Below are 15,294 nucleotides of genomic sequence, written 5' to 3'. Positions count from 1 at the left end.
CTCAACCTTTCAGCTGTTCAACCGCCGTCTCAAATTCCTTTTCAATCTCTACGGACGGTTTCTTTGTCATCAGGCTGACAACGATGATCACGACTGTACAAACAATAAATCCGGGAATGATTTCATAAACCGGGTCAAAAGCTTTTACTTGCTCCCACACAATAACAGTCAGCGCCCCGGACAGCATCCCTGAAAGCGCGCCCCACTTCGTCATTCGTTTCCAATACAGACTCAGCAGAACGACAGGACCAAATGCTGCTCCGAAACCTGCCCACGCATAGCCGACAAGATTCAATATCGTTTCATTCGGGTGAAGCGCCATCATGAGGGCGATCAGTGAAATCGCGAGGACAGACAGCCTTCCGACAAGAACAAGTTCTTTGTCAGAAGCCCCTTTCCGGACAAACGCTTTATAAAAATCCTCTGTCAGCGCGCTTGAGGTTACAAGAAGCTGTGAAGAAATCGTGCTCATGACAGCTGCTAAAATGGAAGCCAGCAAAAATCCCGTAATCATCGATGGGAACAAAAGGTCTGCCAACTTAATGAATATCGTCTCGGCATTCTTTAACGAAAGATGATTTGCGCTGAAATAGGCGATGCCGACGAGTCCTGTCAGCATCGCGCCGCAAATCGAAAAGATCATCCAGCCCATGCCGATTCTTCTGGCACTCTTCAACTCTTTCACGCTTGAAATCGCCATAAACCTGACAATAATATGAGGCTGTCCAAAGTAGCCGAGCCCCCACGCCAGTAAAGAAACAATACCGATTGCGGTTGTTCCTTGAAACGGACGGAGGAGGTCCGGGTTGACCGCGTTCACTTCCGAAAACGCCGGCGCAATTCCCCCCAATTGGACAAATACGACGATCGGCATTAAGATGAGTGCAATAAACATGATCGTCCCTTGAACAAAATCGGTCCAGCTGACAGCCAGAAAGCCCCCGAAGAGCGTATAAAGAATGACAACCCCGGCCGTCAGCCAGATGCCGATCCGATAATCAAGGTGGAATGCTGTTCTGAACAGCTCTCCGCCCGCCACCATTCCGGATGATGTATAAAAAGTGAAAAATACTAAAATAACGAAAGCCGACGTCACCCGTAACAGCCTTGAACCGTCTTTAAAACGGTTTTCGAAATAATCGGGTATGGTAATGCTGTTGCCGGCCGTTTCCGTATACGTTCTCAGCCTCGGCGCAACATACACCCAGTTCAAATACGCGCCGATTGTCAGACCGACAACGATCCAGCCGCTGCTCAATCCGTTCAGAAACATCGCACCAGGCAGCCCCATTAATAGCCAGCCGCTCATATCGGAAGCACCTGCGCTTAACGCGGTGACGGCGGGGCCCAGATTTCTTCCGCCAAGCATGTAGTCGGTCAAATTTGAAGTTCTTCGATATGCAAAATATCCGATAAAAAGCATTCCTGCCATATAAATACCTATCGATATTAAAATTCCGTAATCCATAACTTCCCCCTGCCTGAGTTTTTCGCGTAATATCAATATACATGAATAATTGATCGACAGGTATTGTTTTTATCGCAAAATTTTTCCCCGCCCTTAACATTAACGGCGGCGGATCCGCAAAAAGACAACTTTTAAATAATCGCCTTCAGGATAGCTTTTCACCGTTTTAAAATCTTCGGGCAGCGAATGCTCCTCAAGCACTGTAAAGCGCGTCCCCGTTTCTTTGCATGCCGCTTCGATAAAACCTTTGAATTTTTTCATCCCAAAAGCGCTGCTGTTCGTCGAAGCGACGATCACACCTTGATCTTTAGTGATTCGAATCGCGTCTTTCAACAGATTTTTATAATCCTTTGCCGCGCTGAATGTATGCTTTTTTGTTCTCGCAAATGAAGGCGGATCAAGGATGACGAGGTCAAAGGCGAGTTCTTTTTTGGCCGCGTATTGAAAATATTTAAAAACGTCCATGACTTTAATATCATGAGCTTCATAATCCAGCCCGTTCACGCTGAATTGTTCGATCGTCCTGCTTAAACTGCGGTTTGCAACATCAACGCTCGTCGTTTTTTCAGCGCCTCCAAGCGCCGCCGCCACAGAAAATGCACCTGTATATGAGAAGGTGTTGAGCACGGTTTTTCCTTCCGCATACCGGTCCCTAACCGCCTTGCGGACATGGCGCTGATCGAGAAAAACGCCTGTCATCGCACCGTCATTGAGGTAAACGGCAAAATGTATGCCGTTCTCTTTCACAATGATCGGAAATTCCCCTCTCTCTCCTCTGACAAAGTCGTCATCTTCTACATACTGCCCGGCCGTATTAAACCGTTTTTTCTCATATACGGCTTTATAGTCTGTCAATTCATCGAGGGCTTCCATAATCGCTTCCTTAAACGTATAAATCCCTTTGCTGTACCATTGGAACAAATAGTAGCCGTCATAATAATCAATCGTAAAGCCGCCGATTCCGTCGCCTTCCCCGTTAAACAAACGAAAAGCGGTCGTATCCGGGTCTTGAAAAAGCGATTTTCTGGCCTGAAAGGCGTTCGCCAGCCTGCTTAAAAAGAATGATTGATCAATTGATTCCTCTTCGTTTCGGGTCAGAATCCAGCCGATCCCTTTGTTTTGCTCGCCATAGTAGCCCTTTCCCAAAAACGTACCGTTTTCATCGGCAACCCTGATCAGCGAACCTTCTTTTATGCCGTTTTCTTGCGAAGAAACAGCTTCTTTTTCAATTAAGGGATAGCCCTTTTTCATTTTTGCAGCGAATGGATGTTTTATTTTTAATGTATGCATTTGATTTCAGTCCTTATTTTAAAGTCTTCTCTATCCTACCATAACGCCTGATCAATATTCTTATTCATCATGTAATCGAGATAATTGACAGATGATTCCGACCTTTCTAAAATGATGGAGAAACAAAAGGAGGAATGGCGTAATGGCGCGAATTGACCACGTAGGACTGATGGTGAAAGACATTGATGCTTCGATCACATTCTACCAGAATGTGATCGGAATGACGCTTAAAGGCAGAATGACCCATACAAACGGCATCATGAAGCTGGCTTTTTTAGGCTTTGAGAACAGAGACGAGACAGAGCTTGAATTGATCGAGGGATATAACGACAGTCTTCCTCAGGAAGGAAAAGTACATCATTTTGCCGTCTCAACCGATGATATCGAGGCTGAATTCGCCCGCGTAAAAAGCGCCGGCATCAAGCTGATGGAAGACGAGATCACCGTATTGCCAAACGGCTTCCGCTATTTTTTTCTTTTTGGGCCCGAAGGAGAAATAATTGAGTTTTTTCAAAGAACATAACCGGATGCGGCTTTTCGCCGTTTCCAGTCTTTAAGAAACGCGGAAAGCCGGCGGCTGGTTTTCGATAAACCTTTTGATGTTTTGATATGTCACCTCTTCGATGCGCCTGATGCTCTCATACGTAGCGCCACCAATATGCGCCGTGCATATGACATTGCCGAGACTAGTGATCCGGGCGGCCGGCGGTTCGGTTTCAAAGACGTCCAATGCTGCACCTCTGATCTGTTTTTGTTCAAGCGCTTGAATGAGCGCGCTTTCGTCTACCACTTCTCCGCGGGCAATGTTGACCAGGTACGCGGTTTTCTTCATTTTTGCCAGCTTTTCTTGATTGATCAAATGATAGGTGGCAGGTCTTAATGACGTGCTGATACACATAAAGTCAGATTTTGCCAGGAGATCGTCAAGCTCTGCAAACCGTACATTCAGCCGTTTGGCTGCATTGTAGTCTTTGTATGTGCCGTACGCCAAAACGTTCATATGAAACCCGGAAGCCCGTCTTGCAACCTTTTTGCCAATTTCCCCAAAACCGATAAGCCCCAGCGTTTTTCCATCGAGCTCATAGCCCATCTCGGATTGCCACAAACCGGCTTTGACTGCGGCGTTTGACTGCGGGATCGAACGGGCGCCAGACAGCAGAAGGCCGAATGCCAAATCGGCGACTGCCGAGGCGTTTTGGCCGGGTGCATTCGTGACGAGGATTCCTTTTTCGCTTGCATATTCTACATCAATATTGTCGATTCCCGCACCGAATTTCATGATATATCTTAGTTCCGGGGCAGCGTCGATCAGCTCCCGGTCCACTTTTTCAACGCCGGCGATATAAATATGAACATCCTTGATATGAGTCAGTAAATCCTGTCTCGTCAACCGATTGGAATCCAAAAATGCAAATTCGGCGCCGAGCCGTTCGACCCTTTCCTTCAACAGCGGTGCTGCGCGGTAAAACAGTCCGTTAAGTGTCAACAGCACTTTAACCAAAAGCGCTCCTCCATTCGTAAAAAATTTTTGCAGCCAAGAAAAATGCTTGTTTCCGAAAGGAAACAAGCGAATATGGGGATACGTCAGGGTTTGTTGTCATTATATCGATTCATCCTGCGATTTAAAATGAGATTGGCATGTTAGCTGACATGGTTTTTAGACAATTTGGCCGGCTGGTTAAAGGCTGTGGACTGCAAATACTTAAAATATTGACGGGCGTACGGGTGTGAGGTGTTTGAATTCCAAGGCTTGTTTCCGCCGCAGAAATGAACGATTGCCGGGTTTGCCCTTGTTTCCATATAGCGCTTTTGATCGATGAGGGAAGCCGGTGTTTTTTCTTTTAAAATAATGTGTGTTTGGGCGTTCCATCTCGGATGAAGTTCGAGCCACTGATCATAAAGAATCGCATTCAGCGCGTCTTGGTCATGAAACACAAACATGTCTTCATTGTTGTTATTGATGAAGTCGATGACTTTTTTCGAAATGTTGTTTTTTCTCCAGGCTTCCATATCGATGATCATGATACCTGAGTTAAAATATTTTGCTTCGTCGCTGATGTTCATCTTTTTCAGCCGTTCATGCTGGCCTGCATCTTCTACTGCCGCTGCGAAATAAGGTGAAATGTCCTTGTCCCACAACTTCGATATATCCTCTAACACTAAGGCGTCGCAATCGACATAGATCATTCGTTTGACGGAATCGTCATCAATCAGATCGGGGATGGAAATCCGATAGTATGCCGCTTTTGTAATATGGCTGCTTTCGACCGCACGGTCATACTGGCTTTTTTCTACATTCAGAAATGTAATGGGGGCTCCGAATTGAAGGGGCGTCTCTTCCAGACGCTTTTTATTTTCCGGTTCAATCCCTCCGTCGATGACATACAGTTTCACATCGCGCGTCTGATCCATATTCGTCAGCAATGATGCGAACATCACGCTTAAATGCTGTGCGTAGTTATTGTCTGTACATGAAATAATATGCATGGTTCGGTCGCTTTTCATATGTCTTCCATCTCCTTTTCTTTTTTTGTTCTATTCCCTTTTTTTAAAAAATAAACACCGTCGATAGGCTGAAAAAAAAGGATCATGCAAGATCCTCTGATTGTATGGAGTCTATTTCACTATCTTTTGGCAAAAAGCTTCTTTGAATAAAAGTAAGGGTAGCCAATAATGATGATTGGAGCTGCTAATGTAAGGAGCATCCATGAGCCTGAGTGAATGTCTCTAATGACTCCAATAAATATACAAGTACCGATGAGAAAATATAATAAAGCACCTAAAAACCAATACATATTCATTCCCCTTTTTCTTTACACATGTTCTTGGATTGACTATTTTTGTTTCTATGTTTGTCTGTTTTTTCGTTCGTATTGCTTAATCGATCAGGGCACTGATTTTTTGACACTTTCTCAGTTCTGATTCCTTTTCTTTTTAATGATAAAATTGTGAGATCAATCGATTTCAATGTTGATCATTCCTTTAATAAATAGTGAGTTCCTCATGATTTTAAATGTAAATTTGAAAAGATAAAACGTACATAAAGGCAGAACGCTTATGTACGTTTGGGCAATGATCATATGTTTGGGAACATCTAATGGTTCACTGCACCTCGGTATTGTTGTGTTCTTTCTCTTCCTATAAAATGATTGGATAAATGTATGTTCACTTTCAATAAATTTCATGAATCTCTGTTCGGTTAAACTGTTAAAGGAAGTGGATGAGGTTTGAATCCTTTTAAAGAAAAGCATTACTCACATGATAGACGGGCATTAAATATGCTTGCGCTCAGAGTGCCGGGCCTGGCTTTTATTCTCATGATCTATGTAGCCTCTGTCGTGCTGCAATTTATTATTGGGAGCTGGTCCATTTTATTGCTTAACGTGTTTACAGTATTGACCGCCATTTTTGCTTTGCTGCATTGGCATTCATATCGCTGGGTTAAGAAAAGGGTCATTCTATATTTTGTGCTGCAAGGTTTGATCACTTTTACACTGGCTAATATCATGACTGGCTTCTTAGTGCTGGTCATCATCGGCCTTTATGCATTTTTGATGGGACAGATTGCAGGAATAGCAGACAGAAGAAGGACTTTCCTCATACTGTATTTACTGCTTCTGCTGTCAATCAATGCAACACATCAGATTCACAAAGGTGATTATTTGCATTTTCTTGTCATTGCCGTACCTATTATGATCGTGATTATTACTTATGCCGCTACATTATTTGCCCAAGTCGATGAAAAGATAAAAGCTCAGCTGACTCTTGAACGGCTGGAGCTGGCTCATCAGCAGGTCGAACAGCTGACGCTGCAAAACGAAAGGCAGCGTATGGCCCGGGACTTACACGATACGCTTGCTCAAGGGCTGGTCAGTTTAAATATGCAGCTCGATGCTATTCATGTTCATCTCGCCAAAGGCAACACAGAGAGAGCAATAGAAATCATTCAACAATCAATGAAAAGAGTGAGAGGTACATTGGCCGACGCGCGTTCAGCGATTGACGATCTGCGCAGCAAATCAGAGGAAATCGGTTTTCTAAAAGAAAGAATTACCTCACTAATGGATCATTTTCAAGAGTCGACAGGCATGGGTGGTTTTTTAGACTATCGATTACATCAGATATTAGACGTTCGTACAGCTGAAAACTGTTATTACATCATTGGAGAATGCATAACGAATGCAGCAAAGCACGCTGAAGCAGAAACGATATCGGTATCCATTTGGGATGATGATAAGGGGAGGCTCCATTTAACTGTCAAGGACAATGGGAAAGGATTTGATGTTGAAAAGAGCAAGAAAAAGAGAGGACATTACGGGCTTCTCGGCATAGAAGAACGCGTCAGAGCCATGAAAGGCCAATTTAATATAAAGAGTACAAAATCAAAAGGAACACAAATTGAGATCACAGTACCAATTCAGGGAGAGATGCAAGATGAATAAGGTTTTAATCGTTGATGACCATCTTGTCGTGAGGGAAGGTCTGAAGCTTTTAATTGAAACGAATGATCATTACACCATCATAGGAGAGGCCGAAAATGGCAAAGCGGCAGTCCGTCTTGCAGATGAATTAAAACCGGATATCATTCTCATGGATTTGTATATGCCGGAGATGAGCGGGTTAGAAGCCATTAAACAAATAAAAGAAAAACATGACATCCCTATCATTATTTTGACTACTTATAATGAAGATCACTTAATGATCGAAGGAATTGAATTAGGGGCGAAAGGATATCTATTGAAGGATACGAGTTCAGAAACCCTTTTTCATACAATGGATGCAGCAATAAGAGGAAACGTGCTGTTGCAGCCTGAAATCTTAAAACGTCTGCAAGAAATCCAATTGGAGCGGATGAAAAAACAGAGCAGTGATACGCAGCTGACAGAAAAGGAAGTCATTGTTCTAAAAGCAATTGCTAAAGGTCTTAAAAGCAAAGCGATCGCCTTTGATTTGGGCGTCTCTGAGAGAACAGTAAAGTCCAGGTTAACGTCCATTTACAATAAATTAGGCGCGAATTCAAGAACTGAAGCCGTAACGATTGCCATGCAAAGAGGCATTCTGACATTAGACAAATAACATCAAATTTGAAATTTGCCCAAACGTACATACCCGAATGTACGTTTTTTTTATTTCATTGTCCACTACAATGAGGAGGAATATGATCAAGCAATGTGTTGAAAGGAGATTATCATGTCAAAAATGTTATATAAATTAGGAGGATGGGTTGCTCGCCATCGCATAAAAGTTATATGCGCGTGGATCGTTGTGTTAGTTGCTTCGATAAGCCTTGCAACCACATTAAAACCAAATTTTTCTGAGGATATGTCCATACCTGACACACCTTCGGAAAAAGCGATGGATGTCATTCAAAAAGAATTTCCTCACGGCCCTGATAAAGGGAGCATACGGGTGATTTTCGGTGCTGAAGATGGAGAGAAACTTACTGCAGAGTCAGCCAAAAAAGCAATAGAAAATACGTTAAAGGAAATCGATAAAGATGGTTCTGTTGACTCGATTGCAAGTCCTTTTGTGACAGGAACAATCGCGAAAGACGGCACAGTTGCCTATGCTGATATCAAGTATAAATCATCAGCAGATGATATAAAGGATTACTCTATCAAACACTTAAAAGACAGTTTGAAAATCGCTGATGATGAGGGATTGCAAACTGAGCTAAGCGGAGATGTACCGGGAGCCGAGATGGAGATAGGCGGTGTCTCTGAAATTGTCGGCATTGTCTTGGCCTTTGTCGTTTTGGCCATTACATTCGGCTCTTTATTAATAGCAGGCTTACCGATTTTAACTGCACTGATTGGATTAGGTGTTAGTATTGGACTTGTTTTGATTGGAACACAAGTTTTCGATATTGCTTCCGTCAGTCTTTCATTAGCCGGAATGATTGGCCTTGCTGTTGGGATTGATTATGCTTTATTTATTTTTACGAAGCACCGCCAGTTTCTAGGCGAAGGCATACAAAAGAATGAATCAATTGCCAGAGCTACCGGAACAGCTGGGAGTGCAGTCGTTTTTGCCGGACTTACTGTTATTGTCGCACTTTGCGGATTGACGGTTGTTAACATTCCTTTTATGTCTGCAATGGGGCTGACAGCAGGGCTTAGTGTATTGTTAGCTGTTCTCGCCTCAATCACGCTTGTTCCTGCCGTCTTATCGATAGCGGGGAAACGGATGGTTCCGAAATCAAACAAGAAAAAAGATAAACAAAGCGCTGAAACAAATGTCTGGGGACGCTTTGTCACAAAAAACCCTATCATGCTAAGTGTATGCAGCATTCTCATTTTGCTCGTCATTAGTATTCCATCTATGCATTTGGAACTGTGCTTGCCTGATGCAGGGATGAAAGCGAAGGATAATCCGGAACGCCGGGCATATGACTTGCTTGCCGACGGTTTTGGAGAAGGATTTAATGGTCAATTAACAATCGTAGCGGATGCTACAAGTGTGACAGAAAATAAGGCGGAAGCCTTCACAGATGCAGTGAAAGAAATAAAGGAACTAGACCATGTAGCGAGTGTCACTCCTGCAATGCCTAATAAAGAAGGGAACTTTGCTATCATTACGGTCGTTCCTGAAACAGGTCCAAATGATGTGGCAACGAAGGATTTGGTAAAGGAAGTACGCAGCTTATCAGATAAAAACGGGGTAGATTTGCTCGTTACTGGATCGACTGCCGTGAATATTGACATTTCAGATCGCCTGAATGATGCGATACCGGTGTTTGCTGTGCTCATTGTAGGTTTTGCGTTTGTATTGCTGACAATCGTATTCCGTTCGCTGCTTGTGCCTCTTGTTGCTGTTGCTGGTTTCGTATTGACAATGACTGCCACTCTTGGGATCTGTGTATTTGTTTTACAAGACGGGAATCTCGTCGACTTTTTCAAAATACCAGAAAAAGGGCCGATACTCGCGTTCTTGCCGATTTTATCTATTGGAATTCTGTTTGGATTAGCCATGGATTATCAAGTATTCCTTGTCAGCAGAATGCGTGAAGAATATGTGAAAACAAAGAATCCAGTACAAGCGATTCAAGCCGGATTAAAACACAGCGGTCCTGTTGTCACCGCAGCCGGCCTGATCATGATCTTCGTTTTTGCAGGATTTATCTTTGCTGGAGAAGCTTCTATTAAAGCCAACGGGTTGGCTCTTTCCTTTGGTGTGCTCTTTGATGCCTTTATTGTACGAATGACACTGATTCCAAGTGTCATGAAACTGATGGGGAATGCAGCCTGGTACTTGCCAAAATGGCTGGACAAGATTATTCCGAATGTGGACATAGAAGGGCATCAACTCACGAAGGAAATACAGCCAGAAATAGATTATGAACAAAAGAAACAAATCAGTATGTAATAGAAAGCAGATCTTTTACGAGATCTGCTTTTTTCTTCATATTCCTGATCACGGTGTGAATGATTAGTTAAAAAGGAGACACTCATGGCGTAATCACTCATTTTGATTTTTTAAAGTCTCTTGGCCAATGGAATACGGCCGAACCTATTCAGAAATACAGGAATCATGCAAGATCCTTTTTTTCTTTCACCTTCCTGGCGATCCAAAACGGCAGATAGAGAAGATAGAAGAAGACGATCGTGACCGCTTCCGCTGATAAAAGATACCATGGCCACGGCCCGAGCACGTCTAACAGCGAAGCTCCGCCGCCCGGCTTTTTCATCATGTACATATAGTTCGACTTCAGCAAACGGTTGATTAAAAAGATGAATGCCCCATAAATATTGACGAGAAGAAACGTGACCCAGAGAGAGCGCACGGTCGGCTTATACTTCTCGGCTGCAATCATCAGAAGGCAGGCCAGTACGACGATTCCGTGGGAAATGAAAAATTCAAAAAAGCGGAAATGAGGAAAGCCGTACCTTCCCAAGTCAGGCGTCAGAATCGCTTGCAAAGCGCTCCCCAAACCGGCAAAATAAAGAAATTTAAACAAGGTGAGATTTTTCGTCAATAACAGAATGATGACAAGATAAACCGAAAGGTCGCTGAGGTGAAGCGGCAAACAATAACGCGGCGTCCAGGAATTTACATAGATAAACCAGGAGTGGTAGCTGATTTCAGAAATCAATAAAACCGCCACAAACGCATAGCGAAGCATCCGGTTCCACCGCGGTTTTTGCAGCGTCTTGCGAAAGACGAACAAACAAACACCGAGCGCTGCAAGCACCAGCAAAGTCAGTATATGAGATGTTGAAAAAAATTGAAACGAGCCGAGTTGATAATCTTTTTGAAAATATGTCTTCATCCTGAACACCCTGTCGTCAAAAATATTTTAGCGTTATTTTGTGACAAACCATGATCTATTATTCAAAAAGGCCGCCGAATGTCCGGCAGCCGGGTGTCACATAGAAATAGAATCGTTTTCTTTTACATTATCATTGACCTGAATCCGTTCAACCTTTCCGACAAGAAAGATGTAGGAAAGGGCTCCCAGAAGGGCAAGGGTGCCGATAAAGACGAGGGCGGGCGCAAAGCTTCCCCCGTTTGCGAGAAAGCCGATGACAATCGGAACGATAACGGAGGCGAGGCTGCCGACAAAATTAAATACTCCGCCGGTCAGTCCGATCAAATGCTTAGGCGCTAAAGACGATACAAGCACCCATGTAATGGAGGCCAGACCGTTTCCAAAAAAGGCAAGCGTCATAAATAAAATGATCAGTGATGTCTGATCGACATAATTGGCACCGATAATGGAAATAGACAGGATCAATCCGGTAATAATCGGTGTTTTGCGGGCAACCCCGGCCGATACGCCCCTTTTGATCAGAAAGTCGGACAGGAAGCCGGACAACAGAACACCGATGAACGCCGCAAGAAACGGAAGCGAGGCGAGAAAACCGGATTGGAGAAAATCAAGGCCTCTATATTTTACAAGGTATGTCGGAAACCATGTCAGAAAAAACCATAAAGTCGAATTAACGGCGAACTGTCCAATATATATACCCCACAGCTTGCGATGAGCGGTCACTTGTTTAAAATGCTTCCAATTAAATGCCGATTTTTCCTTTTCGGAAGTCCGGCCGCGGCGGACGATCCCCCCGCCTTTTTCTATATGATCAAGTTCAGCCTTGTTTACCTTTGGATGACGGTCGGGATCTCGGTAAAAAGTATACCAGATAAGGCCCCAGATGATGCCGATCACCCCAGTTACGATGAACAGGCCGCGCCAGCCGACGACATGCTGGATGGCGCTGAGCGCCGGCGTCAAAAACGCAAGGCCGGCAAATTGCCCCGACGTATAAAATGCAATGGCTGAAGCCCTTTCCTGTTCAGGGAACCATGAAGTCACCACCCGATTATTGGTCGGAAAAGCCGGCGCTTCAAACGCCCCCGTCGCAAGACGCAACCCGAATAGAGAACCGAAGCCGCGGACAAACCCCTGAAGCAATGTTGCGAGCGACCAAGTAACCAAGGTAAAACCGTAGACAAGCCTCGGGCCAAACCGATCGACAAGCCCGCCTCCCGGTATTTGCAGGGCGCAGTATGCCCAGCCGAAAGCGGAAAAAATCAAACCTAGTTGAACGGCAGACAAGTTTAAATCGTCTCCTATTGCAGAAGCTGCGACGGAGATATTGCTTCGATCCATATAATTGATCACGACACATACAAAAATAAACAGCAGTACCCGCACTCTAACCTTTGTCGGCTTCTCTTTTACAGCAGCTTGTTTCATGACAGGCCCTCTCCTTTTATTTGTTTGTAATGACGGACATCTTTTGAAAACGGTATCATTTTTACCATTCAGCTATGCTTCCGTCCTTGTGCCGCCATACCGGATTGCGCCAGTTATGCCCGATATCAGCCATTTTCCGGACATGATCTTCATTGATGTCCACCCCAAGGCCCGGGCCATCCGGAATCCGGACATAGCCGTCTTCATAGAAAAACACCTTTTGATCCACTATATAATCAAGCAAATCCGTGCCTTTGTTGTAATGGATTCCTAAGCTTTGTTCCTGTATAAATGCATTGTGGCACGTTGCATCAACCTGAAGGCAGGCCGCCAGAGCGATCGGGCCCAGCGGACAGTGAGGAGCGGCGGCGACATCAAATGCTTCCGCCATCGACAGGATCTTTTTGCATTCGGTAATTCCGCCGGCGTGTGATAAGTCAGGCTGAATAATATCGACATAGCCGTCAGTCAGCAGATCTTTAAACTGCCACTTTGAAAACATTCGTTCTCCGGTCGCAATCGGAATTGAGACGAGGCTGGCGATATCGCGGAGCGCCTCGTTGTTTTCCGGCAGAACAGGCTCTTCTATAAACATCGGGCGAAACGGTTCAAGCTCTTTTGCCAAAATCTTCGCCATCGGCTTGTGCACCCTGCCGTGAAAGTCGATGCCGATTCCAATGTACGGGCCGACAGCTTCTCTGACGGCTGATATTCTTTCAATCACCTGATCGATTTTTTCATGTGAATCAATGTATTGCAGCTCTTCCGTGCCGTTCATTTTGACGGCTGTAAAGCCTTGGTCAACCACCTCCTTGGCAGCGAGGCCGACGTCTTGAGGCCTGTCTCCGCCAATCCAGGAATAGACCTTGATCGATTCCCTGCTCTTCCCTCCGAGCAGCTGATGCACGGGCGCATTGTAAAACTTGCCCTTAATGTCCCAAAGCGCTTGATCGATTCCTGCAATCGCGCTCATCAGAATGGGTCCGCCCCGATAAAACCCGCCTCTGTACATGACATTCCAGTGGTCTTCAATGTTCATCGGGTCTTTGCCGATTAAATATTCCATTAACTCGCCGACAGCCGCCTTAACTGTCGCCGCCTTTCCCTCGATTACCGGCTCTCCCCACCCTGTAATGCCTTCATCCGTTTCGATTTTTAAGAAAAGCCAGCGCGGTGGAATTTGGAAACACTCGAATCCCGTTATTTTCATCTCTGATCTCCCCTTTTACTGTTTTGCTGCTTCAACAAATTGCTTTGCTTTTTTGGACAGCTCTTCTAAAAACGCGTCATTCACATCTTGATGAGCCCTCACAAGTGAACCGCCGATTCCAGCACCGACCGCACCGGCCTGTAAAAACTCGTGAAGGTTTTCCAACCCTACCCCTCCCGTCGGAAGCAGCGGAATATGCGGAAGCGGTCCGTGGATATCTTTGATATAGCCAGGCCCCATCGTTCCGGGAAATACTTTGATGATGTCTCCACCACTTTCATACGCCGTCAATATTTCCGTCGGGGTAAAGGCGCCCGGAATGCTGATCGCTCCATATCGCTTTGTCAGCTTGATCGTCTCTTCATGAACAGTTGGCGACAGGATAAACCGCGCGCCGGCTAAAAGCGCCGCTCTCGCAGATTCGGGATCAAGAACGGTTCCCGCTCCGATAAGCATTTCGTCTCCAACATCTTCTGAAACCGCTTCAATCGCTTTGATCGCTTGAGGGGAATTAAGCGTAATTTCCACAAGCCTGATGCCGCCCGCTTTTAAGGCGCCGGCAATGCTCACTGCCTCCTCCGGATTGTATCCGCGGATGATCGCAATCACTTTTTGTTCTTTGATTTGTGACAATACATGCATTTCTGCCACCCTTTCTTTACGGTTTTTTATCGGCTGACATCTTCTTCATCAGATTGTTCCATAAACGCAAACAGTGAATCGCTGTCAGGCAGCCCTTCAATATCACCGTTTACCGCAGCTACCATGGCGCCGACGGCACAGCCGCGTTTGACAGCTTCAGAAAGCGGAATATGATCAATCAAACCCGATAATACACCGGCTGCAAAGCCGTCTCCGGCACCCACAGGGTCCGCTGCAGTCTGAATCTGATAGCCTTCCGCATAGCCGTTTTCATTCCCGCTGGCATAATAGGCGCCTTTTGCACCAAGCTTGACGATGGCGGTTTCAGCCCCGAGCCCGCGGATGGCTTCCGCTATTTTTTTCTCATCAGTGGTGCCGAACAAAAAACGCCCTTCGCTCAAGCCCGGAAGCACGATATCAGACTGTTTGATCAAATCAAACATCGTCTGCCGCGCCCGCTCTCCGTCCCAGAGCTTTTTTCGAAAATTCGGATCAAATACAACGCATTTATTGTGCTTTTTGGCGAGCTCCACAGCATAAAACACTGCATCTGAAGCGCTTTCACTTAAAGCCGGGGTAATTCCCGTAATGTATAAAAACCCCGCTTTCTCAATGTATGGCTCATCAATATCGCTTTTTTTCAAAAAACTCGCCGCTGAAAGCTTCCTGTAATAGAAGACATTGACTTTAGCCGCGCTTTTCCTTTCTTTAAAAAACAAACCGGTCGGCGCCGCGTCATCGAGCTTCACCTGGCTGACATCGACTCCTTCTCCTCTGACAGCAGAAAGAATCATCGCCCCGAACTCGTCTTTTCCAAGCCGGGTAATCCAGCCGGCTTTTTTCCCGAGCTTCGAAAGCCCGATCAGCGTGTTGGTTTCTGCGCCCGCTATTCTCACCTGATAGTTTCTTGCGTATCTGAGAGGGCCGTCTTCATTCGGAGTGAACAGCGCCATTGTCTCTCCTATGCTAATAACATCCATCAGAACT

The 15,294-nt window shown here is 45.2% G+C and carries 15 protein-coding genes; 4 read left to right on the top strand and 11 right to left on the bottom strand.

What is annotated here, in order from left to right:
- Position 1: 1 nt before the first annotated feature.
- On the bottom strand, positions 2–1,468 hold the full coding sequence (putP, locus tag ACH97_RS03885) for a sodium/proline symporter PutP (protein ID WP_035337945.1): 1,467 nt from the start codon (positions 1,466–1,468) through the stop codon (positions 2–4).
- 99 nt (positions 1,469–1,567) lie between these two features.
- Positions 1,568–2,758 carry a class I SAM-dependent rRNA methyltransferase gene (locus tag ACH97_RS03880; protein ID WP_023856980.1) on the bottom strand — a complete coding sequence of 397 codons (1,191 nt, stop codon included), beginning with the start codon at positions 2,756–2,758 and terminating at the stop codon, positions 1,568–1,570.
- A gap of 142 nt (positions 2,759–2,900) precedes the next feature.
- Here ACH97_RS03880 and ACH97_RS03875 point away from each other — a divergent pair, with 142 nt between their 5' ends.
- Positions 2,901–3,281, top strand: a complete 381-nt coding sequence (locus tag ACH97_RS03875; protein WP_035337948.1) for a VOC family protein — start codon at positions 2,901–2,903, stop codon at positions 3,279–3,281.
- A gap of 30 nt (positions 3,282–3,311) precedes the next feature.
- Here the strand turns inward: ACH97_RS03875 and ACH97_RS03870 are convergent, their stop codons facing one another.
- The 4 genes from ACH97_RS03870 to ACH97_RS23920 form a co-directional block, all read right to left on the bottom strand.
- Entirely contained in the window at positions 3,312–4,250 is a 939-nt protein-coding gene (locus tag ACH97_RS03870) for a phosphoglycerate dehydrogenase (RefSeq protein ID WP_229129363.1), read from the bottom strand.
- Between the two features lie 149 nt (positions 4,251–4,399).
- On the bottom strand, positions 4,400–5,263 hold the full coding sequence (locus ACH97_RS03865) for a glycosyltransferase family 8 protein (protein ID WP_035337950.1): 864 nt from the start codon (positions 5,261–5,263) through the stop codon (positions 4,400–4,402).
- A gap of 119 nt (positions 5,264–5,382) precedes the next feature.
- Positions 5,383–5,559 (bottom strand): hypothetical protein, encoded by a 177-nt coding sequence (locus ACH97_RS23355; protein ID WP_095291354.1) that lies wholly within the window; start codon positions 5,557–5,559, stop codon positions 5,383–5,385.
- Positions 5,556–5,726, bottom strand: coding sequence for a hypothetical protein (locus tag ACH97_RS23920; RefSeq protein WP_023856975.1), 171 nt, complete (start codon positions 5,724–5,726; stop codon positions 5,556–5,558). The genes ACH97_RS23355 and ACH97_RS23920 overlap by 4 nt, the downstream gene beginning before the upstream one ends.
- A 310-nt stretch (positions 5,727–6,036) precedes the next feature.
- On the opposite strand from ACH97_RS23920, the gene ydfH reads away from it, so the two are divergent.
- From ydfH to ACH97_RS03850, 3 genes are all read left to right on the top strand, one after another.
- Positions 6,037–7,200: a two-component system sensor histidine kinase YdfH gene (ydfH, locus tag ACH97_RS03860; protein WP_035339288.1), complete on the top strand. Its 1,164-nt coding sequence runs from the start codon at positions 6,037–6,039 to the stop codon at positions 7,198–7,200.
- Positions 7,193–7,834: a two-component system response regulator YdfI gene (ydfI, locus tag ACH97_RS03855; RefSeq protein ID WP_035337953.1), complete on the top strand. Its 642-nt coding sequence runs from the start codon at positions 7,193–7,195 to the stop codon at positions 7,832–7,834. Before ydfH ends, ydfI begins: the two co-directional genes overlap by 8 nt.
- 114 nt (positions 7,835–7,948) lie before the next feature.
- Entirely contained in the window at positions 7,949–10,123 is a 2,175-nt protein-coding gene (locus ACH97_RS03850; protein WP_035337956.1) for an MMPL family transporter, read from the top strand.
- 163 nt (positions 10,124–10,286) lie between these two features.
- Here the strand turns inward: ACH97_RS03850 and ACH97_RS03845 are convergent, their stop codons facing one another.
- The 5 genes from ACH97_RS03845 to ACH97_RS03825 all read right to left on the bottom strand — a co-directional run bounded on the left by ACH97_RS03845 (position 10,287) and on the right by ACH97_RS03825 (position 15,287).
- A complete protein-coding gene (locus ACH97_RS03845; protein WP_023856971.1) occupies positions 10,287–11,027 on the bottom strand; it encodes a YwaF family protein in 741 nt (246 codons plus the stop codon).
- A 96-nt stretch (positions 11,028–11,123) separates the two neighbouring features.
- Positions 11,124–12,455: an MFS transporter gene (locus ACH97_RS03840; protein ID WP_023856970.1), complete on the bottom strand. Its 1,332-nt coding sequence runs from the start codon at positions 12,453–12,455 to the stop codon at positions 11,124–11,126.
- 61 nt (positions 12,456–12,516) lie between these two features.
- On the bottom strand, positions 12,517–13,665 hold the full coding sequence (dgoD, locus tag ACH97_RS03835; RefSeq protein WP_023856969.1) for a galactonate dehydratase: 1,149 nt from the start codon (positions 13,663–13,665) through the stop codon (positions 12,517–12,519).
- Positions 13,666–13,680: 15 nt separating this feature from the next.
- The gene (locus tag ACH97_RS03830) at positions 13,681–14,307 is read right to left on the bottom strand and encodes a bifunctional 4-hydroxy-2-oxoglutarate aldolase/2-dehydro-3-deoxy-phosphogluconate aldolase (RefSeq protein WP_023856968.1); all 627 of its coding nucleotides are present in this window, start codon (positions 14,305–14,307) and stop codon (positions 13,681–13,683) included.
- 26 nt (positions 14,308–14,333) lie between these two features.
- Positions 14,334–15,287 (bottom strand): sugar kinase, encoded by a 954-nt coding sequence (locus tag ACH97_RS03825; protein WP_035337959.1) that lies wholly within the window; start codon positions 15,285–15,287, stop codon positions 14,334–14,336.
- Between the last annotated feature and the right edge of the window lie 7 nt (positions 15,288–15,294).

Source organism: Bacillus paralicheniformis, assembly GCF_001042485.2.
Classification (GTDB): domain Bacteria; phylum Bacillota; class Bacilli; order Bacillales; family Bacillaceae; genus Bacillus; species Bacillus paralicheniformis.
This window is presented reverse-complemented; position numbering and strand designations above follow the sequence as displayed.

Bases quoted from the DNA above. Each gene is read 5' to 3' on its own strand.
- putP (WP_035337945.1), bottom strand. From the start codon at position 1,468: ATGGATTACGGAATTTTAATATCGATAGGTATTTATATGGCAGGAATG.
- ACH97_RS03880 (WP_023856980.1), bottom strand. From the start codon at position 2,758: ATGCATACATTAAAAATAAAACATCCATTCGCTGCAAAAATGAAAAAG.
- ACH97_RS03875 (WP_035337948.1), top strand. From the start codon at position 2,901: ATGGCGCGAATTGACCACGTAGGACTGATGGTGAAAGACATTGATGCT.
- ACH97_RS03865 (WP_035337950.1), bottom strand. From the start codon at position 5,263: ATGAAAAGCGACCGAACCATGCATATTATTTCATGTACAGACAATAAC.
- ACH97_RS23355 (WP_095291354.1), bottom strand. From the start codon at position 5,559: ATGAATATGTATTGGTTTTTAGGTGCTTTATTATATTTTCTCATCGGT.
- ydfH (WP_035339288.1), top strand. From the start codon at position 6,037: ATGCTTGCGCTCAGAGTGCCGGGCCTGGCTTTTATTCTCATGATCTAT.
- ydfI (WP_035337953.1), top strand. From the start codon at position 7,193: ATGAATAAGGTTTTAATCGTTGATGACCATCTTGTCGTGAGGGAAGGT.
- ACH97_RS03850 (WP_035337956.1), top strand. From the start codon at position 7,949: ATGTCAAAAATGTTATATAAATTAGGAGGATGGGTTGCTCGCCATCGC.
- ACH97_RS03845 (WP_023856971.1), bottom strand. From the start codon at position 11,027: ATGAAGACATATTTTCAAAAAGATTATCAACTCGGCTCGTTTCAATTT.
- ACH97_RS03840 (WP_023856970.1), bottom strand. From the start codon at position 12,455: ATGAAACAAGCTGCTGTAAAAGAGAAGCCGACAAAGGTTAGAGTGCGG.
- dgoD (WP_023856969.1), bottom strand. From the start codon at position 13,665: ATGAAAATAACGGGATTCGAGTGTTTCCAAATTCCACCGCGCTGGCTT.
- ACH97_RS03830 (WP_023856968.1), bottom strand. From the start codon at position 14,307: ATGCATGTATTGTCACAAATCAAAGAACAAAAAGTGATTGCGATCATC.
- ACH97_RS03825 (WP_035337959.1), bottom strand. From the start codon at position 15,287: ATGGATGTTATTAGCATAGGAGAGACAATGGCGCTGTTCACTCCGAAT.